Source organism: Priestia sp. TGN 0903, assembly GCF_050846855.1.
GTDB lineage: Bacteria > Bacillota > Bacilli > Bacillales > Bacillaceae_H > Priestia > Priestia zanthoxyli.
The window spans coordinates 65,760-86,968 of record NZ_JBOZGL010000004.1; the positions used below are offsets into that span (position 1 = coordinate 65,760).

The 21,209-nt window shown below is 38.6% G+C and carries 21 protein-coding genes; 5 read left to right on the forward strand and 16 right to left on the reverse strand.

Annotated elements, in window-relative coordinates; translation table 11 throughout:
• Nucleotides 1-1,668: a ribonuclease J1 gene (rnjA, locus tag ACRPLY_RS14850; RefSeq protein ID WP_013056048.1), complete on the forward strand. Its 1,668-nt coding sequence runs from the start codon at nucleotides 1-3 to the stop codon at nucleotides 1,666-1,668.
• A 42-nt stretch (nucleotides 1,669-1,710) separates the two neighbouring features.
• Here the strand turns inward: rnjA and ACRPLY_RS14855 are convergent, their stop codons facing one another.
• The 6 genes from ACRPLY_RS14855 to ACRPLY_RS14880 all read right to left on the reverse strand — a co-directional run bounded on the left by ACRPLY_RS14855 (nucleotide 1,711) and on the right by ACRPLY_RS14880 (nucleotide 8,521).
• Nucleotides 1,711-2,373, reverse strand: coding sequence for a potassium channel family protein (locus ACRPLY_RS14855; protein ID WP_028414113.1), 663 nt, complete (start codon nucleotides 2,371-2,373; stop codon nucleotides 1,711-1,713).
• A gap of 149 nt (nucleotides 2,374-2,522) precedes the next feature.
• Nucleotides 2,523-4,328 carry an ABC transporter ATP-binding protein gene (locus tag ACRPLY_RS14860; RefSeq protein ID WP_028414114.1) on the reverse strand — a complete coding sequence of 602 codons (1,806 nt, stop codon included), beginning with the start codon at nucleotides 4,326-4,328 and terminating at the stop codon, nucleotides 2,523-2,525.
• 15 nt (nucleotides 4,329-4,343) lie between these two features.
• Nucleotides 4,344-6,080, reverse strand: coding sequence for an ABC transporter ATP-binding protein (locus ACRPLY_RS14865; RefSeq protein WP_033578405.1), 1,737 nt, complete (start codon nucleotides 6,078-6,080; stop codon nucleotides 4,344-4,346).
• A gap of 259 nt (nucleotides 6,081-6,339) precedes the next feature.
• Entirely contained in the window at nucleotides 6,340-7,236 is an 897-nt protein-coding gene (gene gnd, locus ACRPLY_RS14870) for a phosphogluconate dehydrogenase (NAD(+)-dependent, decarboxylating) (protein ID WP_025749395.1), read from the reverse strand.
• A 187-nt stretch (nucleotides 7,237-7,423) separates the two neighbouring features.
• Nucleotides 7,424-7,870, reverse strand: a complete 447-nt coding sequence (locus ACRPLY_RS14875; protein ID WP_028414116.1) for a TlpA family protein disulfide reductase — start codon at nucleotides 7,868-7,870, stop codon at nucleotides 7,424-7,426.
• 102 nt (nucleotides 7,871-7,972) lie between these two features.
• Entirely contained in the window at nucleotides 7,973-8,521 is a 549-nt protein-coding gene (locus ACRPLY_RS14880) for a peroxiredoxin (RefSeq protein ID WP_014461006.1), read from the reverse strand.
• 356 nt (nucleotides 8,522-8,877) lie between these two features.
• Here ACRPLY_RS14880 and ACRPLY_RS14885 point away from each other — a divergent pair, with 356 nt between their 5' ends.
• Complete coding sequence (locus tag ACRPLY_RS14885) at nucleotides 8,878-9,741, forward strand: mechanosensitive ion channel family protein (RefSeq protein WP_014461007.1); 864 nt, start codon at nucleotides 8,878-8,880, stop codon at nucleotides 9,739-9,741.
• A gap of 34 nt (nucleotides 9,742-9,775) precedes the next feature.
• Here ACRPLY_RS14885 and ACRPLY_RS14890 read toward each other — a convergent pair whose 3' ends face one another.
• The 6 genes from ACRPLY_RS14890 to ACRPLY_RS14915 form a co-directional block, all read right to left on the reverse strand.
• Nucleotides 9,776-10,021 (reverse strand): YkuS family protein, encoded by a 246-nt coding sequence (locus tag ACRPLY_RS14890; protein ID WP_013056040.1) that lies wholly within the window; start codon nucleotides 10,019-10,021, stop codon nucleotides 9,776-9,778.
• A gap of 56 nt (nucleotides 10,022-10,077) precedes the next feature.
• Complete coding sequence (locus ACRPLY_RS14895) at nucleotides 10,078-11,205, reverse strand: N-acetyldiaminopimelate deacetylase (RefSeq protein ID WP_014461009.1); 1,128 nt, start codon at nucleotides 11,203-11,205, stop codon at nucleotides 10,078-10,080.
• Nucleotides 11,206-11,349: 144 nt separating this feature from the next.
• Complete coding sequence (dapD, locus tag ACRPLY_RS14900; RefSeq protein ID WP_432231930.1) at nucleotides 11,350-12,069, reverse strand: 2,3,4,5-tetrahydropyridine-2,6-dicarboxylate N-acetyltransferase; 720 nt, start codon at nucleotides 12,067-12,069, stop codon at nucleotides 11,350-11,352.
• A gap of 129 nt (nucleotides 12,070-12,198) precedes the next feature.
• On the reverse strand, nucleotides 12,199-13,077 hold the full coding sequence (locus tag ACRPLY_RS14905) for a LysR family transcriptional regulator (RefSeq protein WP_013056037.1): 879 nt from the start codon (nucleotides 13,075-13,077) through the stop codon (nucleotides 12,199-12,201).
• A 99-nt stretch (nucleotides 13,078-13,176) separates the two neighbouring features.
• On the reverse strand, nucleotides 13,177-13,632 hold the full coding sequence (gene cbpB, locus ACRPLY_RS14910; RefSeq protein ID WP_013056036.1) for a cyclic-di-AMP-binding protein CbpB: 456 nt from the start codon (nucleotides 13,630-13,632) through the stop codon (nucleotides 13,177-13,179).
• 382 nt (nucleotides 13,633-14,014) lie between these two features.
• Nucleotides 14,015-14,251 carry a YkuJ family protein gene (locus tag ACRPLY_RS14915; protein ID WP_013056035.1) on the reverse strand — a complete coding sequence of 79 codons (237 nt, stop codon included), beginning with the start codon at nucleotides 14,249-14,251 and terminating at the stop codon, nucleotides 14,015-14,017.
• Nucleotides 14,252-14,531: 280 nt separating this feature from the next.
• On the opposite strand from ACRPLY_RS14915, the gene ACRPLY_RS14920 reads away from it, so the two are divergent.
• A complete protein-coding gene (locus ACRPLY_RS14920; RefSeq protein ID WP_013056034.1) occupies nucleotides 14,532-14,768 on the forward strand; it encodes a glutaredoxin domain-containing protein in 237 nt (78 codons plus the stop codon).
• Nucleotides 14,769-14,797: 29 nt separating this feature from the next.
• On the opposite strand, the gene ACRPLY_RS14925 is transcribed toward ACRPLY_RS14920, so the two are convergent.
• The 3 genes from ACRPLY_RS14925 to fadH form a co-directional block, all read right to left on the reverse strand.
• Nucleotides 14,798-15,280: a DUF3993 domain-containing protein gene (locus ACRPLY_RS14925; RefSeq protein WP_033578404.1), complete on the reverse strand. Its 483-nt coding sequence runs from the start codon at nucleotides 15,278-15,280 to the stop codon at nucleotides 14,798-14,800.
• 156 nt (nucleotides 15,281-15,436) lie between these two features.
• Complete coding sequence (locus tag ACRPLY_RS14930; protein WP_013056032.1) at nucleotides 15,437-16,648, reverse strand: EAL domain-containing protein; 1,212 nt, start codon at nucleotides 16,646-16,648, stop codon at nucleotides 15,437-15,439.
• A gap of 105 nt (nucleotides 16,649-16,753) precedes the next feature.
• Nucleotides 16,754-17,518, reverse strand: coding sequence for a 2,4-dienoyl-CoA reductase (fadH, locus tag ACRPLY_RS14935; protein ID WP_028414119.1), 765 nt, complete (start codon nucleotides 17,516-17,518; stop codon nucleotides 16,754-16,756).
• 171 nt (nucleotides 17,519-17,689) lie between these two features.
• Between fadH and ACRPLY_RS14940 the strand changes: the two genes are divergently transcribed.
• Both ACRPLY_RS14940 and ACRPLY_RS14945 read left to right on the forward strand, forming a co-directional pair.
• Entirely contained in the window at nucleotides 17,690-18,556 is an 867-nt protein-coding gene (locus ACRPLY_RS14940; protein ID WP_013082275.1) for a metallophosphoesterase, read from the forward strand.
• 146 nt (nucleotides 18,557-18,702) lie between these two features.
• Nucleotides 18,703-19,041 carry a hypothetical protein gene (locus ACRPLY_RS14945; RefSeq protein ID WP_014461015.1) on the forward strand — a complete coding sequence of 113 codons (339 nt, stop codon included), beginning with the start codon at nucleotides 18,703-18,705 and terminating at the stop codon, nucleotides 19,039-19,041.
• Nucleotides 19,042-19,080: 39 nt separating this feature from the next.
• Here the strand turns inward: ACRPLY_RS14945 and ACRPLY_RS14950 are convergent, their stop codons facing one another.
• The gene (locus ACRPLY_RS14950; protein WP_430080039.1) at nucleotides 19,081-21,204 is read right to left on the reverse strand and encodes an RNA degradosome polyphosphate kinase; all 2,124 of its coding nucleotides are present in this window, start codon (nucleotides 21,202-21,204) and stop codon (nucleotides 19,081-19,083) included.
• Nucleotides 21,205-21,209 lie beyond the last annotated feature (5 nt).

The window sequence follows — 21,209 nt, forward strand, 5'->3', positions numbered from 1 at the left end:
ATGAAATTTGTAAAAAATAATCAAACGGCAGTTTTCGCCCTGGGTGGACTAGGCGAAATTGGTAAAAATACGTATGCCGTACAGTTTCAAGATGAAATTATTCTTATTGATGCAGGAATTAAATTCCCTGAAGATGAGCTTTTAGGAATTGACTACGTTATTCCTGACTACAGTTATTTGGTAAAAAATGCAGATAAAATCCGTGGTCTTTTCGTTACACATGGTCATGAAGATCACATTGGCGGAATTCCTTACTTATTAAGAGAATTAAACATTCCTATTTATGCAGGAAAATTAGCCCTTGGACTTCTTCGCAACAAATTAGACGAGCACGGGTTGCTTCGTACAGCTCAGCTTCATGAAATTACTGAAGATGACGTAATTAAATTCCGTAAAACATCGGTAACGTTCTTCCGTACAACTCACAGTATTCCTGATTCTTACGGAATTGTGGTAAAAACACCAAACGGACAAATCGTACATACAGGAGATTTCAAGTTTGATTTTACACCAGTGGGCGAACCGGCTAACTTAACAAAAATGGCTGAAATCGGTAAAGAAGGCGTTCTATGCTTGCTTTCAGACAGTACAAACAGTGAAATTCCTAACTTTACGATGTCTGAGCGCCGCGTAGGTGACAGCATTCATGACATTTTCCGTAAAGTAGACGGCCGTATTATTTTTGCAACGTTTGCTTCAAATATTCACCGCTTACAGCAAGTAGTGGAAGCAGCCGTATTGCATAACCGCAAAGTTGCTGTATTCGGACGCAGTATGGAAGCAGCTATTGAGATTGGCCAACAGCTTGGATATATTTCATGTCCGAAAGATACGTTCATTGAGCCTTCTCAAATTAACCGAATTCCAGCTAACCGCGTGACTATTTTATGTACAGGCAGCCAAGGTGAACCGATGGCAGCGCTATCTAGAATTGCAAACGGTACTCACCGCCAAATTCAAATTATCCCTGGAGATACGGTTGTGTTCTCATCTTCACCTATTCCAGGAAATACAGTAAGTGTTAGCAAAACAATTGATATGCTATTCCGTGCAGGAGCAGAGGTTATTCACGGTGCTCTAAACGATATCCATACTTCTGGACACGGCGGACAGGAAGAGCAAAAATTAATGCTTCGTTTGATGAAACCAAAATACTTTATGCCAATTCACGGTGAGTATCGCATGCAGAAGATGCACATCAAACTTGCAACAGACTGTGGAGTTCCTGAAGAAAACTGCTTCATTATGGATAATGGAGAGGTGCTAGCTTTAAGCGACAGTGAAGCTTCAGTAGCCGGCAAAATCCCTTCAGGCTCTGTATATATTGACGGAAGCGGAATTGGTGACATTGGAAATATCGTACTTCGTGACCGCCGTATTTTATCTGAAGAAGGACTTGTTATTGTCGTTGTAAGCATCAATATGAAAGACTTCAAGATCGCTGCTGGTCCAGACATTATCTCTCGTGGTTTTGTTTATATGCGCGAATCTGGCGACTTAATTAATGATGCACAGTCCCTCATTACAAAACACTTGAACAAAGTGATGGAACGTCGTACGTCACAATGGTCTGAGATTAAAAATGAAATCACAGACACATTGGCTCCATTCCTTTACGAAAAAACAAAGCGCCGTCCAATGATTTTACCAATCATTATGGAGGTTTAATAAAAGAAAAAGAGCAGATGCAATTGCATCTGCTCTTTTTTATTAGGAACTGGCAAATTTATTTTCGAAGCGGTTGATATCTGCGTCTGCTCCAATAACAATCAACACGTCTCCTTCTTGTATCGTTTCGGACGCCTGAGGAGAAACGATGATATCTCGATCACGCTTAATGGCTACAATGTTAATACCATATTTCGCACGAATGTCTAACTCAATCAGCGTATTGCCAGCCATTCTTTTGCTTGCTACTAATTCGACAATGCTGTGTTCTTCAGATAGCTCCAAATAATCCAGCACGCTGTTTGAAATCATGTTATTGGCAATTCTTCGTCCCATATCTCGTTCGGGATGCACGATAAAATTGGCGCCAATTTTTGATAATACTTTGGCATGATAATCATTTTGCGCTTTTACCGTTATTTTTTCAACCCCCAGCTCTTTTAGTATAAGGGTCGTCAAAATACTTGCCTGAATATTGTCGCCAATAGCTACGATAACGTGATCAAAATTACGAATTCCTAAACTTTTTAGAACCCCTTCATCCATTGAATCGCCTACTACTGCATGCGAAGCAACGTTAGCATACTCATTTACCTTTTCTTCATCAATGTCAATCGCCAGAACTTCCATTCCTTGATCGCTTAATGTTTTACAAATACTTCCACCAAATCTACCTAATCCGATGACTGCAAATTCTTTTTTCATTTGAATTCCTCCATTATGTACAGGAAAAAATCTGAACTACCGTTATTTTACCACAATTCTTTTGTATCAACCTCATTTTCCCGTTAACAACGCTTATATGTCTTTACTATTTCTCATAGAAAAACAGAAGGATCAGCTCCTTCTGTTTTTTAAGCTGTAGCATGGGTTTGAACAAGGTAATAATATACGCCTTTTTGCTGCATAAGTTCCCCGTGATTGCCTGTTTCAATAATGCTTCCGTGGTCTAACACAATGATGTTATCTGCTTCTCGTATAGTCGATAGCCGATGAGCAATCATGATGGCCGTTCTGTTATTTAACAGCGTTTTAAGCGCTTGTTGAATCTTCACTTCTGTTTCTGTATCGATGCTTGCTGTCGCTTCATCTAAAATAATAATACGAGGATCAGCCAACAGCGTTCGAGCAAATGAAATCAATTGACGCTCTCCCACCGATAAAACGTTTCCTCGCTCTTCTACTTCCGTATCATAGCCTTTTTTCAGACGCTTTATAAAATCTGCAGCCCCTACCGCTTCTGCGGCCTTAATCACTTCATCATCGGTAGCATCCGGTTTTCCAAACCGAATATTCTCCGTGATGGTTCCTGAAAAAATAAAGGTTTCTTGCAGCACAATACTAATTTGTGCTCGTAAACTCGCTAACGTAATATCTTGAATAGGCATATTATCAATTAAAATCTGCCCTTTGTTCACATCATAAAAACGTGTGATTAAATTAGCAATGGACGTTTTTCCAGATCCAGTATGCCCCACTAAAGCAACCGTCTGTCCTTCTTTTATTTCAATTGATACGTTGTTTAGAGCTTTACGCTTCCCATCATAAGAAAATGAGACGTGCTTGAACTCAACTTTCCCCTTCATATTCTCTAAAGACGTAGCGGTTTCCAAATCTGCGACGAGAGGTTTTTCATCTAGAAATTCAAAAATGCGCTCGGATGAAGCCATTCCCATTAATAATTGATTGTACACTTGCCCTAAACGAGAAATCGGTTCCCAAAACATCCCGAGATAAAAAGCAAATGATACAAAAATACCAATTGTTAGCCGCTCATCTTGAATAAGTGCAGCACCGAACCAAATTAAAATGGCCGTTCCGACAGCATTTGTGAGTTCTACAAACGGTCGAAACATGGCATTTTTTCGAGTAGCTTGCCTCCAGCTCTCGTAATTTTCACTGTTTATGCGATCAAAAAACAGCATATTTTCTTGTTCTTGAGCAAATGATTGAGTAACGCGAATGCCTTGAATACTCTCATTTAAATGTGAATTTAATACTGACTGCTTCATACGAACAACTTGCCATGACCGGCGGATTCTTCTTCTCAGCTTTGTAGAAATCAAAAACATAATCGGTAAAATGACTAAAACAGCACATGTCAAAGCAGGACTGAGAGAAAATAATATAACCACAATTCCCACTAACAATAAGAGGTCCATAAATAGGTTAACTACCCCGTTCGTAAATAAATCTTGAAGAGAGTTAATATCATTCATAATCCTTACAAGAATAGAGCCTCCTGAACGCGTATCAAAAAACCGGTGCGACAGCCCTTGAACATGCGTAAATAAATGTTTTCTTAAATCATATATCACGTGCTGCCCGAGTTGATTCATCCATTTAATCCGAAAGACATTCGCAATATAAGATAGGATATACAAGCTAAAAATGATGAAAACTAACTGCATGAGCAGCGTGCTATTCTTATCTTTTACAGCATGATCAAGCGTATAGACACCTATCAAAATAGGAATAGCGAGTCTAATGACCGTCGTGATAATGACCATAAGAAACGAGAAAGGAAGCAAGTTTTTTCGATATGGATGAAGATAACGAAACAAGCGGGCCATTTGCTTCCAGTTAAACGTCTTATCAATGATTTGATCTGTTTGATAATAAAAGCGCTCTCGCACAACTTTATTTTTTTCGCCTGCCATTCTATTCCTCCCCTGTTATACGTTCATCACCGACGTACTGCTTTCATATTGAATGTCGTAAATGTTTTTATAAATCCCTTGCTTTTGAATGAGCGTTTCGTGGCTTCCTCTCTCTTTTATACGACCTTCATGTAAGACCAAGATTTCATCGGCATGTCGCAAAGAAGAAAGGCGGTGCGCGATAATAAACGTCGTACGATTTTTCATCACTTCTTTTAAAGCCAATTGAATTTCTCTTTCTGTTTTCATATCAACGGCACTGGTTGCATCATCTAATACTAGAATACTAGGATTTAAGATAAGCGCTCGTGCAATCGCAATACGCTGCTTTTGCCCGCCTGATAACCCCAGTCCTCTCTCTCCCAGCATCGTATCATATCCATCTGGAAGCTCCATAATAAAATCATGCGCCTGCGCTCGTTTTGCAGCATCAATAATGTCTTCTCTAGAAATACCCGGCACGCCATAAGAGATGTTGGTTCCTATGCTGCTTGAGAACAAAAACGTTTCTTGAAGTACAAAGCTAATTTCTTTCCGAAGAACAGAGAGCGGATACTCTTTAATCGGACGATGGTTAACTAAGATCTGTCCTGAAGTCGGTTCATAAAACCTCGTGAGCAGCTGTGTTAAGCTTGTTTTGCCGGCTCCAGTTGCACCGATTAAACCTACTACTTTCCCTTTAGAAGCAGAAAACGATATGTTCTCAAGCGATTTTTTATCCTCGTTTGGATAGGATAAGCTAACATGCTGAAACTCGACCGTTCCATTAATAGAGAAACTTCCGGCATGCTCATGGACTTTTTCTTCTTCTTCTAAAATTTCTAGCAGCCTTTCACCTGAAGCTTTAGACTGTGAAAACATATTGATAACAAACCCTAGATTCATAATCGGCCACATTAAATAAGAGGTTAAGCTAAAGAAAGCAACAAGCTCTCCAGGACGTACGCTTCCGTTCATAACAAGCGCTCCTCCGTAAGCAAGGAGACCAACAATAGATAAATTCCCTATAAACTCCATTAAGGGGAAATAAGTTGCCCACACATTCGCTGTTTCAATGTTTCGATTTTTATAAACTCCGTTGGAATCGTTAAATTTAGAGGTTTGAAATTTTTCTCTTGATAATGATTTGACCGTCTGTATGCCGCTTATATTTTCTTGAACATTTGTATTAAGTTCTCCAAACGATTGGCGAATTAAGCGAAACGCTGGATGAACGCGTTTATCAAAACGATAAACAGCTACCCCCAAAAAAGGCAGCAGGCAAATTGTGACAAGAGTGAGTGAAATAGAGTAATAGAACATAACGGAAAAGCTGGCAGTAAGTAAAATGACGAAGCGAATTAATTCTGAGAAGCCAAAAGATAGAAAAAAACGAAATCCTTCTACATCAGCTGTCAACCTGGACATCAAGTCCCCTGTTTTAGCATTGTCATAATAAGAAAACGGTAAATACTGAAGTTTGCGGTAAAGTTTATTGCGAAGAGTATACACGGACTTAATTCCAAATAAGTCGCCGTAATATTGCTGAATATATGTAAAGATTCCTTTGATGATCATAAGTCCAATAAAAATAAATGCTACATTATCGACTAGCTGATATTGTTTTCCTAACACGATATGATCAATCGTATATTGCAGCACAATAGGGTAAATCACAGTGATGGAGGTTACAAATAACAAGCAAATAGCAGAATAAAAAAAGTACATTCGGTACGGCAAATAAAAATCTTTTAGTTTTTTAAACGTTCCCATATACCCCGTCCTTTCCCTTAGCTAAGATGTGGCACACATATTTAAATATATCGGTTCCCGAAATAAATTACCATAATTTTTAGATATTTTTTCAAAAAAAGGTAAATAGTCATAAAAAAGAGGTTGGGATATAGCTAAATGAATTCCATCTAAAGACGAAACTATTCACTCAAACAAAAAAACGAACCACTAATCAAACATATTGATCAATGGTTCGTTTTTCACTTCGTCTAAAATACTTTTGTCCCAGCTTCTTTTTTTATTGTTTTTCCACTGCATGTCCGCCGAACTCATTGCGAAGAGCGGCAACTACTTTACCTGTAAACGTATCATCTTCAAGTGAGCGATAGCGCATCATTAAAGATAAAGCAATAACTGGCGTTGGCACTTGTAAATCTAAAGCTGATTCAACCGTCCATTTCCCTTCACCGGAAGAATGCATAACTCCTTTAATACTGTCAAGCTTTGCATCTTTTGAAAATGCACGTTCCATTAATTCGATTAACCATGAGCGAATAACAGAGCCATTGTTCCATACGCGGGCTACAGCTTCGTAGTCATAGTCAAATTCACTTTTCTCTAACACATCAAAACCTTCAGCAATTGCTTGCATCATGCCGTACTCAATTCCGTTATGAACCATTTTCAAGAAGTGACCGCTTCCTGCTGCACCTGAATAGAGATAGCCGTTTTCTACGTTGATGTCGCGGAAAATAGGTTCGATTGTAGCAAATGCTTCTTTATCTCCGCCAATCATCATACAAGCGCCGTTTCGGGCACCTTCCATTCCGCCGCTCGTTCCAACATCGAAGTAGTGAATTCCTTTTTCAGCAGAAGCTGCGGCACGTCGTACGGAATCTTTATACTTAGAATTACCGCCTTCGATAATCATATCTCCTTCTTCAAGTAATTCTTGAAGCTCAGAAATTACTTTTTCTGTGAGCTCTCCGGCTGGAACCATTACCCAAGCAATGCGTGGTTTTTCTAATTTGCTTACTAATTCTTGAATGGAAGAAGCGCCTTCTGCTCCCTTTTCTGATACTTTCTGTACGGCTTCGTTGTTCACATCGAATGCTACCACAGAATGGTTATGATCTAGTAAATTCAATACTAAGTTTGCTCCCATTTTCCCTAAGCCAATCATACCTAATTTCATATGTAAATTACCTCCAATAGTAAGTTTCGTATCATGTTGTTAGTGTTAGTATGGTGTAAACTCACAAGAAAAAATCCACATTTTTATATTTCCTTTATCAGTTACTTCCTACACACAAAAAAGAAAAACATTCGATGCAAGTTCTACTAAGCATCGAATGCTTTTCACCTGTTACAACTGCCTGTATTTATTCGTTCTCGCCTAATACACGATTCACGCGCTTTTCAAGCATTTTCATACCGCTTCCACCAGCTTGGAAGTGGCGTAGCTGACCTGTTTTGTCAAATACATAATATGCCGGTACATATTGATTTTCAAATGCATCCGTTAATTTATGTTCACTGTCTACAAAAATTGGCTGCGTAATATCGTGTTCTGCTGCTACTTCTTTAATTTTTGTTAAGTCTAAATCATCTTCAGAGCGCGGCATATGAACGGCTACTACGTTTAGTTGTTCTTTGTATTGGTCGCGAAATTCATTTACTTGAGGCATTGCTTCTTTACATAGATGACAGCTTACTGACCAAAAATGAATAAGCGTTGGCTTTTCGCCAATTAGCTGCTCTTTTGTAACCTCTCCGTTTAACCATTCTGTAGCGCCCGTTAACTCAGGCATTGGCTGACGTAATTTCATGAATAAAAGCCTCCCTTGTTTTCACTATTATTGACTATATGTTCTTTATTATCCGATGAAAAAAAGGCCTAACGTGGACGTTAGACCTTTTAAACGTTGTGCTTACGCGTTTAAAGTAGCTTGACCTGGTTTCCAGTTAGCTGGGCAAAGTCCGCCAGTTTGTAACGCTTGAAGAACACGTAAAGTTTCATCAACGTCACGGCCAATATTGTTGTGGTTTACAACTGAATATTGTAATTCGCCTTCTGGGCTGATGATGAATAAACCGCGAAGTGCTACACCTTCTTCTTCAATTAAAACGCCGTACTCACGAGAAACAACGTGATTTGTATCAGCTGCTAATGGATATTTAAGATCACCTAAACCATTATCTTTACGATCAGTGTTGATCCAAGCTAAGTGTGTATGGATTGTGTCTGTAGAAACACCGATTACTTCTGCGTCAAGATCTTCAAACTCATCATAACGGTCAGAAAGTGCAGTGATTTCTGTTGGACATACAAATGTAAAGTCCATTGGATAGAAGAATAATACTGTCCATTTGTCATTTTTAATATTTTCTTCTAAGCTAACTTTACCGAATTCTTTGTTTGATAATACAGCTTCCATTTCAAAGCGTGGAGCTTGTTTACCTACCATACGTTCTGGCATACATGATCCCTCCAAATAATTATTAAATGAGAAAATGTATAAAACATTCTCACTTATGTACTGTTATAACGGTTTTCATTATAATGGATATTGTTTTTTTAGTCAATATTAATTAAGAATGAATTTAAACAACACCTTATAATGGTAACATAGTTGTTATGCCCGCCTTTAGGGCAAATTAAACCCTGACTTCAGCAAAAAAATGCTATAAAAGGGTTGCATTTATTTACCTTCTCAGTTTAGCATGTCTAATATCGGGAATAAACAAATGTGCTCATACTCTTACAAAATCTTTTCCACAGAATAAATTCCCACTTATTAATATTGAAACAGAACATAGGAAGGATGAACAACGAATGTTTAAGATGCAAGACATCAACTGGGAACAGCTTCTTACCAATGCTGGAGTTATTGTGTTAAAACTTATTGCCATTACCATTGTATTTTTACTTGTACGAGCAATTGGTAAAAAAGTTATTGAGCGTTCCTTTGAAAAAATGAGCGAGCGCGAAAATACTACGCGCGGACGCATGCTCACACTCAAAAGTTTAACCGTTAATGTGTTTTCATATGTACTTATTTTTATTTTTGTCGTCATGCTGCTTGAAGCAGTAAATATCCATGCGACAGCTCTATTAGCCGGTGCCGGAGTTGTGGGTCTAGCAATCGGGTTCGGTGCTCAAGGACTAGTTAGCGACGTTGTAACAGGTTTCTTTTTACTTCTTGAAAAACAGCTGGATGTTGACGACTATGTGACAACCGGAAGTTTTTCAGGAATTGTCGAATCAGTAGGTCTGCGTACTACTCAAATTCGCGGATTTGATGGAACTTTACACTATGTGCCTAACCGTGAAATTACAAGCTTAAGCAATCATTCCCGAGGCAATATGCGCGCGTTGATTGATATTGGCATTTCGTATGATGATGATATTGACAAAGCAATTTCTGTACTAGAAAAAGTATGTGAGCGCGTTGCTGCAACAAATGAAAACATTGTAGAAGGACCAAGCGTGATAGGAGTTCAAGGTCTAGGCGCATCGGACGTTGTGCTTCGTGTAGTTGGCAAAGCTAAAAACGGTGAGCAGTGGGGGGTTGAACGTCAGCTTCGCAAAGAGTTTAAAGAAGCATTTGACGCAAACGGTATTGATATTCCGTTCCCTCATCAAGTAAATATTGATAAAAAGCAGCCTGAAGATGCCAAGCAGCCTCAGCATGCATAAAAATAGCCGAAGGATTTATTCCTTCGGCTTTCTTTTATCCTTGTACCTTGTTGCCTACTTGCTGACAAATTTCTTCTGCCGTTAATCCGCTAGCTGTAATAACTGAGCCTTGCGTTACTGCATCAGAAATCCCCATTACGTTTGAATCCTGTCCTGTTACAACACAGCAATCGCACCCTTGTGCATCACTTTCGTTGCGTAATTGTACCACTTCATGTCCGAGCTGCTGAAGTGCAGCCTGTACATCTGTTAAACCATATTCTACACCAATTCGTGCCATCGTTGCCCACCTCCTCATGGTATTAATTTAGCCATAAGGAAAAATGATTATACGATTTATTGATTGCCTTTATGTTCAAAATATTTTGTAATAAGTGAAATCGCCGTATCTATTGCGCCTTCATGAGGCTGCAGCTTTGCATGATGAAGCCCATATTCAGACTGAACGCCAAGCCAAAACATAAATCCAGGAATATCTTTTAACATATAGCCAAAATCTTCTCCTGTCATTGCTTCTTTGCACTCAATGACATCCACGTCGGTTTGCGCTTTGGCAAATTCCATAAACTCTCGCGTGACTTCATGGTGATTATATACTTGATGATACATACATCCATAATCAATGGCTGTTTCACACTGATACCCTACTTCTACTCCTTTAACAATCGCTTCAATTCGTTCTTTAACACGCGTCATTGATTCAGGAGATAGCGTGCGAATGGTTCCTTCTATGCGAGCTCGCTCCGCAATAATATTTTGAACCGTGCCGCCTTGAATTTTTCCTACTGTAATTACAGCGCTGTCTAGCGGATCAACGTTTCGAGCAACAATAGTTTGAAGCTGTGAAACAAGCTGACATGCAGCAACTACCATATCATTTGTTGTATGTGGATAAGCAGCATGACCGCCTTTTCCTTTTAAATCAATAAATAGCTCAGACGTGTTAGCAAATAGTAACCCTTCCTTCAGCGCAATCGAACCAACCGGATATTCAGGCGCTACGTGAAGGGCGAAGATGAAATCTGGAAGCCATTCTTTCATGATATCGCTTTGGAGCATTGGCTGTGCTCCTCCTGGACCTTCTTCTGCAGGTTGAAAGATGAACAGTACATTATCTTTGATTTCATGTTGAGCAAAGTAAGTCAGTACGCCTAGCCCAATGGCCATATGCATATCATGTCCGCAGGCATGCATAAGTCCTTCGTGCTGTGATTGAAAAGAATAATTCGTTTCTTCCGTGATAGGAAGACCGTCAATATCTGCTCGGTAGCCTATTGTTTTAGTTGGGTTTGTACCATGTACTTTAACAAAGAGTCCCGTTTTCCACGTCTTTACTTCTAAGCGCTCTTGCGGAAGAGTGTTAATATAATCAAGCAAAAAACGCTGTGTTTTCACCTCTTGAAACCCTAATTCAGGAATTTTATGTAGCTCTCTTCTTATTTTCACAAATTCATTTTCAGCCATGTGTATGTCCTCCTCACGAAATAAAGAAGAAAGCGTGGTTGCCCACGCTTCCAACTTGTCCATATGATACGTTTAAGGATTCAGTATCCCAATCGCTAAAACCTATTAATTCAGCAAAGAAAAAGCGCAAACTGATCGTTTTTCTTATTCTTCGTTTAATTGACGCAATTCTTGCTTGATTTCTGTTTTAGACTTTGTTTTTTCGTCAATTTCTTTAATAACGCGTGCTGGCGTACCTGCTACTACTGTGTAAGGAGCTACATCTTCGACCACAATTGCACCTGCAGCAACTACGGCACCTTTACCTACTGTTACCCCTTCAAGAACAACAGCATTAGCACCGATTACTACATCATCTTCTACTACAACTGGTTTTGCAGAAGGTGGCTCAATAACACCAGCTAATACAGAACCTGCGCCGATATGACAATTTTTACCTACTGTTGCACGACCACCAAGTACTACGTTCATGTCGATCATTGTTCCTTCACCGATTACAGAACCGATGTTAATCGATGCACCCATCATAATAACAGCGTTGTCGCCGATTTCAACTTGATCGCGAATAATAGCGCCTGGCTCAATACGGGCTTTAATTCCTTTCATATCTAATAAAGGAATCGCAGAGTTGCGGCGATCGTTTTCAATTACGTAGTCTTCAATTTTTCCTTCGTTTGCTTCAATAGCAGCTTTGATTTCTTTCCATTCACCAAATACTACACCTATGTTGCCCGTTACAAATGTTTTAGAAGATGAACCAAAGTCAATTCCTTCTACTTCACCTTTTACGTAAACTTTTACCGGTGTTGATTTTGTACTGTTTTGAATAAATGAGATAATCTCATTAGCATCCATCATTTTCATTATGTATTCCTCCTAAGTAAGCAATGTCTCATTTAATGTAACAAAATGCTTTCACAATGACAAGCATCATTATCGTTTTAATAAAAAGATAACGATTGCAAATAAAAAAAGCGAGCACCTGAGCTCGCTTTAGACCGTTTCTCTTACGTATTCACGTACAATATCAACAAATGCTCGAACTTGCTTCAGTTTAAACGCTGATTCATATCCAACTAAAGAAGTGTCTCGTGTAATTGGCTCGCCATTTGCTTTTAGAAGCGGCGTCCGATGAATATGGCTTCCAGCTTCTTTGATAGCAATCGATGGTAAAATAGCGAAACCAAGACCATTTAAAGCCATTTGTTTACACGTCTCAATCTGATCCACTACAATCGTACGCTTCGGTGTAGTATGAAACTCTCGATGCCACCATTCTAAAATTTCTTGATAATACGTTGAGTCACTTTTAAATTGAATAAATGGTCGATGAGTATTTACTACTTCCGCTGCCCTTTCAATTTCTGAATCAACTAGGTAAAGAGGATCTGTAAACAAATGTTCTTTGACGCCTTTCCAATCCGGATTTCCGCGTATGATTCCAATATGTACCTCATCTTCGTACAGATAGCGAAGCATTTCACTGCTCCAGCCGGTTACAAGAGAGATTTTAGCATGTGGGTAACGATCCATATAGCGTTTTAACACCGCCGGCAGCCAGTGCTGTCCAATAATCGAAGCCACCGCTAATTTGAGTGTACCATATACTTCATTATCTAAATGATGCAAGTCCTCGCGAACCCGATCTTCTTTTTCTACTACTTCTTTTGCAAATTGAACAATCTTTTCTCCAGCAGGCGTTAATGACAGTCCTTTTTGCGAACGAATGAAGATTTGTGTATCCCATGCTTTTTCAATGGTTTGCAGCCTCTGTGATAAAGCTGGTTGCGATACAAATAATCTCTCTGCAGCTTTTCTCATATTTAATTCTTGAGCTAATACAACGAGCATTCGACATTCTATTAATTGCATTCAGTTATTCCTTTCAAGCCTCTTTTTACTTTCATTTTACCTTTATCATATAAGAAAAAAACGGAGAAAGATAGGCTGAAACACGATTTCTTAAAAAAATTATTGAAATGACTCTTTCGGGAGAATGATGGACTGCCTTCTTAATGACTTTAACAAATTTCTTCGCGTTAAAATCCCTTCAAAAATACCATCTTCATTCTCTACGCACAAAAAAGGATGGTTAATCATGGCATTTATGACTTTTAATACGGATTTTTTCATGGAGACACGAGGAACATTTTGATTCATAACTTCTTCTACTTTCATGGTTTCTAATCGTTCAAATTCAATGCGCTTTAACCCTAAAATCGAATCTAAAATAAGCGTCATGCTCACGAACCCCTGCAGCTGAAACCTTGGATTTAATACGGGAATGGACGTATAGCCAGTCTTTGTTAACACAAGCAAAGCATGTTCTAAATTATTTCCCACTTGAACATGAGCAACTTTATCAGAAGTGACAAGCAAATCTCGAAGTTCAATTTGATTTAACTGATTGTGATCAATATCAATCATTTATACATTCTCCTTCCATTTCTCATAACTTCCACGTGTGTAAAGAGAAAAAGAACAAGCTACAAAATGAAAATAGCTTGCTTACGTAAATGCGAACCTTTAAGAGGGAATAGAAGCAGACACACTCGATGTTCTCCCTTATATGTTAAGTCTAGATTTTTTTAAAACAAGTGTCAACGAAAGTTCATAATTATCTGAATTTTTTATTTTGCTTTTTTTACAGCATTCGACCCTTTCCTTCCATTTATCAGAAAATCCGCTATCACTTTGTCGGTATTTCTCGGGAAAATAGGACAGAAGCCACCGCAAAAACTCCATACGCAGTAACAAAAAAATGCCGCAAAGTATAAAATCCTTTGCGGCATTCGTTTTGCTTTATCCCTTAATGAATAAGTTCAAAAATTTCAATTGCAATCATATCAACGTTATCAAATTGATAAACAGCTGGCTTTTCACCATCTTGATATACTTCAAGTTCGTATGTTTCAGTTTTTGCATGATATTTCACGCTGCAAATTCTTTTTCCCTCTACTTCGAAGAAGCGTTGTGGCGCTTCACTTCCACTTGCTTGCTCACGGAGATTCACAAGACGAGTTAAAATACCTTGTAATTGTGACATATAATCTCTCCTTTCACCTATTACATCATTACGCATTCGACTTTTCTACAATATCAATTCAAATAAGTACTTTATCTAAACTAATACTTAAAAGACACCATTTCACTATATGCCACATACTAAAAAAACACAAGTACTTTACGTGATTTTTCATAAGAAAATGCCTTATTATAGCGATATATGTCGTTTTTTATTATAATAACATAGCGATATACTATGTATCATCCAAAACTTCATTCTACTTTAACACCATTCATTTTGATATAGGGAGGTGCTTTCATTGAGATCTATAGAGCTGTACACACAACCAGCTTGCCCACCTTGCGAAATTGTTAAACAGTTTTTACAGCATCACCACGTTTCCTATAAAGAATTTGACGTATCTAAAGATGCTTCTGCTCGAAAACGAATGACTACTGAGTTAGAGTCTTATTCCACTCCGACTATTCGTGTTGATCAGGAAATTATCAGAGGGTTTGACCTTCAAGCGCTTGAGAAGCTTCTGAACATTGGGTAACAGAAACACTCAAAATAAGCTTTTCTCGGCTATTTTGAGTGTTTCTTACTATATATAAGCTTTTGCACCTTCCATTTCCCCTGTTTTTTTACTAAAGTGATCATTTCATAATGATCTTGGTATTTTACTCGTTCATTATGCACAGCCGGAAAAAATTGATAGACATAAGCTTTGTTTTGGTCGGAATGAAGAGCTACCTTCGTCTGTTCATCGAAAGAAAAGAAAGGGATGTAGTGTGTTAAATATTCAGGTCCCTCTCCGACATATCCTTGAGCTTTTTGTAAGAGAGCCTCATTAAAAAATACGGATGCATACTCATCATCTAAAAATAATTTCAGCTCACGAGCAGCATCTTGATTAGCATGGGCAGACGCAGCTCTTAGCTGAGCCTGATAAGCGTCCTGCAAATTTATAAAGATTTCATGCCTAATCTCTCCTGACACTTCTGCATGAACAGATTTTCCTGAGTACAAGATCATCATCAAAAAGACAAGTAAGCATATTTTCTTCAAATTAACTCAGCTCCTTCGCTTCTTTTTTATTAGAATTCCGAAATTTCCCCTGCCTATGCATATCTCTATAACCGACTGTCGTTCCCCTCTAAAAAAACATAAAAAACCGGCAACCACTTTTGCTGATTGCCGGTTTAACTTCAACTTATATATTCTCTACAAAACGTCTCTTTCATATAAAAAAGAATATGAAATATCAAGGAATATATAGTGCATATTATCAATCGGATACGAAAAAGTCCGGATATTCTCACCTGTTTCAATATCATTATACAAATCTGATAATATGCCTTTTTTTTCATAGCTCATTCGAATAATATTCTCAAGAAAATATGGGCGCCAGCTCCAATTTTTCTTTACATATTCAGGCTCAAGAATCCAATCCTCGTTTTTCTTTACATAGTTAGAAGACTTTTGAAATCCATTTTCATCGCAGATGTAAAGGCGAAAACACACGTTGGATAGTTCTTCTGCAATAACAGGCAGCATATCGTCATACGTTTCTAGCTTTCTGCACTTTGTCATTACCTGCTGCATTTTATCTTGAAAGCGTTCCGTCAGCTGGTAAACAGCAAGCAGCTTTTTCTTTTCATGAGCGATATACATTTCGAAACGTTCCTTTAGTTTATCCTTTAAGATGTTCGGATCGACAAGTTCAGCAGCCGGCTTATGTAAATAATAACCTTGAAAATATCTGCCTCCGTTTCTCCATGCATACTGCAGCTGATAGGAGGCTTCTATATCTTCATATAGAAGCGTAGCACCCATTTTTCTTGCTAAAAGAGATAAAGAATACAATACGTCTTGATACGACTGCGCCATGTCCGTTTGTCTTAGAATATGTAAATCTACTTTTAAGATATCTGGTGACAGCAACCCAATTCTGTCTAGATTACTACTTTCTTTTCCTATATTATCAATTGCAATCTTAATACCATATGTTTGATAATACTTTAGTAAGTGTTGAAGCGATTCCAAATCTCCACTAAAATTGTGTTCTGTAATTTCGAGAACAATTCGATCAAGCGATAATCCTTTATTTTCGAAAAGTTGCAATAATTCTAGCAAGGATTCTCCATGATCGTTCATTAATAAATTAGGGTTCTGATTAATAAAAATTAAAAATTGTTCTTCCTGGGTCAACATATGCTCGAGCGCTTGTGTTAAAACAGCATAATCAACTTCTATGCGATATTCATCCGGAATCGCATCATCATGAAAGAATGGGCCGAGACTTTCAATTTCCCCTTCATTTTGAAACCTCGCCAACACTTCATAGCCAATTACTCTGTGTCCATCTGCACTAAAAATTGCTTGATAATACGGAAGAGTTTTCTCTATGTTTGTTAATACATCTAACGGGTCCACTCAACTCTCCCCTCTCCTTGTTCACTTTACGTTAGTATAATACGAATAGCATAATTTTGCTAGTCCTTCTAGGTTTGCTTTGTACTTTTTAGTGCGTATCCAACCTTAAAAAGGATGCTGATTTAGCCACTGTCCCCCGTCCATTGTGATGCATTCCCCATTGATATAAGATGCTTCATCGGAGAATAAGAAACTAGCTAATCCTGCTATTTCCTCAGGAGTTCCAAGGCGTCCTAATGGTACAGAATTCAATGTACGCGCTTTCATTTTTTCTGACTCAAATAACTTATCGGCTCCTCCTGTTCGCTCGATCGGCCCCGGCGCAATCGCATTCACCCGTATACCGTATTTCTTTCCCCACTCTACTGCGAGCGTGCGCGTCATGGTTAAAACTCCTGACTTGGCACAAGCTGAATGAATAACACCTGCTCCTGCGTTCCACGCATATGTAGCCACAATGTTTGTAATGGCTCCTTTTGTACCTTTATCGATCCAATATTTCCCTACTGCGGAACTGCAATAAAATGTACCATTTAATACAATATTAATTACGCTGTTCCATCCGTTAACGGATAAGTCTTCAGCTGCACATATAAAATTCCCTGCAGCATTATTAACTAAAAAATCAATTTGTCCAAATGCCTTGTCTGTTTCTTGAACCATTCGTTCCACATCTTCTGGATTGCGTACATCCATCACCACGGAAAGTACCTGTCCATCAAACGTTTTAATTTCCTTTTCTGTCTCTTGTAATCGATCGGCTGACCTACCTGTGATTACCACATGAGCACCTTGTTCTGCAAATCGCTTCGCCATATGTTTTCCCATTCCACTTGAACCGCCAGTAACAATTACGACCTTGTTCTTCAATTTATCTTCCTCCCCAAAACATAAGTGTTTTACAACTATTATTTTACTATTTTTTCTGAATAAAGTGAAACTTTTATCTATTTAACTTAAAAGCAGACTTCTCGTTGTGATGATAAAAAAAACAATGCTATAATGAAAACTTGAAAACTATAAGGAATAGGTTGATTTTGCATGAAAAAGACGTATACAAGACGATCTTTTTTGAAAGGACTAGCGTCTATTTCGTTAGGGTCTTTGCTCACCACGTCTTTTGGGTATACATATGCCAAATATATTGAGCCTAGACGTCTGCAAATTGTTCGTCATACAATTACTTCTAAAAACATTCCGAAAAGCTTTAACGGAATAAAAATTTTACAATTTAGTGATATTCACCTTGGACTCTCTTATGATTTATTACAACTTGAACAGCTTATGGTAACCATAAATAATTTGAAGCCTACTATTATATTATTTACTGGAGATTTAATGGATGTACCTAATGAATACCCGCATCCAGAAAGAATTCCCCCGATTTTACAGAGGCTTCAGGCTCCTCTTGGAAAATACGCAATATATGGAAACCATGATCATGGAGGGTATGGAACAAATATCTACAAACAAGCCATTGAAGACGCAGGATTTAGACTTCTAGTAAATGAAGTTGACACGGTTTCCATGCCCGATAAAAGCTACATTCATATTTGTGGACTCGATGATATTATGCTTGGGAATCCACAATATGAGGGAACGCTAGGACAATTACAGCCGGATATCTTTTCTATTGCTATGATTCATGAACCTGACGTTGCTGTCAAAGCAGCTCCTTTTCCAGTGGATCTTCAGCTCTCCGGCCACAGTCATGGAGGCCAAATTCAAATTCCTTTTTACGGTCCTTTGATTACACCGCCCTTTGGGACGGTTTACCCTGAAGGAATGTACGAAGTTGGAGATTCTAAAATGAAGCTTTATGTGAATAGAGGCTTAGGAACCACGCGCATTCCTTTTCGTTTTTTAGCTACGCCTGAAATTACGCTTTTCACCTTGCAATCAACATAAAAACGCCCTTACAGGGCGTTTTTATGTTTTTTTGTCTTTTTTTAGCTGATCATGACCGCCTAATTCTAGTCTTAAAGAAATAAACCAGGCTCAAAAACTTCCGTTCAGCCATACACTACAAAGACAACTGACAAGGAGGTTAAATTATGTACTATCAATATCCCTATACAGGATATCGTAATATTCCAAATGGTGACGAGCGCTTTTTTGGATTTCCTTTTGTTGCTGGCTTAGCTGGTGGGCTGCTTGGCGGACTAGCTGTTGGCGGCTTTGGAGGCAGACCTGGGTGCTGTCCACCACCTTATCCTTATCCCGTTCCGTTTTACGGCGGTGGATTTCCTGGAGGAGGCTACCCTGGTGCCGGCTTTGGAGGCGTTGGATTTTCTGGAGGAGGCTACCCTGGTGCCGGTTATGGAGGCGGTGCTCCTGTTTATAACACATACTACGGACCTGGATACGGTCCTGGTGGTCCCATTCCTAGATAATAACATGACTAAAAAGCCGAGCACTCGGCTTTTTTTGTATTATTCTTGATCGTCGCAAAGAGCATATTGACAAAAGATCTCTTGACTATTGATAGAGAGCTCATGTTCTTTTTTTATGACGTAATGATAATTCCCTTCTTGATCTTGTTCTCGTGCTTTTACATTATCAGCAAGCATAACTTCAAGCCACTTCCACACTTTTTTTTTCAAATGTGTATCCAAGACAGGAAATAAAATTTCTACTCGTTTCACCATATTTCTTGTCATCATATCTGCAGATGAAAAGAAAAACTTTTCCTGTTTATTATGATGAAAATAATAAATTCGGCTATGTTCTAAAAATCGTCCCACAATGCTTCTTACTCTTATATTCTCGCTAACGCCTTGAATTTGAGGGCGCAAGCAGCACGCTCCTCTAACAATGAGTTCGATTGTCACACCCGCTATAGAAGCTTCATATAGCTTCATAATTAAAATTTTATCCGTCAATGAGTTCATTTTCCCAATGATTCTTCCATTGCCATACCGTCTGTGATACTGTATTTCCTGATCAATGAGATGCAAAAAATCGTTTCTTATATCAAATGGTGCAACGGATAAATGATGATATACTGGTTTTTGCGTATAGCCACTTAAGTAATTAAAAAAATTGGCCGCATCTATCCCGATGTTTTCGTTGACAGTAAAAAGACTTATATCCGTATAGATCTTTGCCGTCGCATCGTTGTAATTCCCAGTACCAAGATGAACAAATCGCTTAATATGCTCTCCTTCTCTTCTCACCACGAGCGTAATTTTACCATGCGTTTTTAAATGCGTCATTCCATATATCACGTGGCATCCTGCCCGCTCTAACTCTTTAGCCCATTGCACATTATTCTCTTCATCAAACCTTGCTTTTAGTTCAACTAGTACCGTCACTTGTTTACCTTTTGCAGCCGCTCGTTTTAATGCTTTAATAACGGGAGAATCTCCACTTACCCTATATAACGTTTGCTTAATAGCAAGCACATTTTCATCGTCTGCTGCACAGTTAACAAAGTCAAGCACCGGCTTAAACGATTCATAAGGATGGTGAAGCAAAATGTCTCTTTGAATCATTTGATCGAAAACATTTTGATCCGGGTGTAACTGTGTTGTAACCTTAGGAATAAAGGCTTTTTCAGCGAGCTCTTCATGGGTAGATTTAAGTAATCTATAAAACGAAAACAAACTGGTTAAATCCAACTGTTCTTTGATCTCATACACATCTTCATCGTCAATTTCAAGGACTGACTTTAAATACGCTAGTACACCCTGATCGTATGGACTCTTAATCTCAAGCCGAACAGCCGCTCCCCATTTTCGCTTCTGCAACTCTTCTTCAATCTCTTTTAATAAATCTTGAGCGTCTTCTTCGTGAATAGTCATATCTGCGTTGCGGGTAATTCGAAATTGAGAAACGGAAGAAACGCAGTATCCCTTAAACAACTTTTTAATAAAATAGGCAATCACATCCTCTAGCAATACAAATAGACGGGTAGAATCTGACGTAGCTATTTCAATATAGCGCGTTAGCATCGAAGGTACTTGAACGATGGCTAGTCTTCCTTTTATCTCGGCAATTTGCTGCTCATCATTTAACTTTTCTGAAAGGACAACTGCTAAGTTCAAGCTTTTATTCATCAACATAGGAAACGGCCGGTATGTATCAATAGCCATAGGAGTTAATACGGGAAAGATTTGCTCGTCAAAATACTGTTCAAGCTTATCTAGATTTGATTTCTCCAGCTTTTCAACCGAAATGATTTCCACACCGTATTTCTGTAATTCGGGAAGAAGTGTGTGAATATACGTATCATACCGCTGCTTGACAAGCTCGTGGTTTTGTTTGGAGATAGAGAATAGCTGCTGTGTAGGAGTTAAGCCTGCTTTGTTTTCGGGTTTGTTAAATCCAGCCTTCACCTGATCTTTTAACCCCGCTACCCGAATCATAAAAAACTCATCCAGATTCGAACTGAAAATCCCTAGAAATTTAAATCGCTCAAGCAAAGGGTTTTTCGTATCTACAGCTTCTTCCAGCACCCGCTTGTTAAAGGCCAGCCAGCTCAATTCACGATTATTGTAATAAGCTGAATCAGCCACTTGTATGGTTTGCTTATAAGTGCGATTACTTTCTAACATTAGCC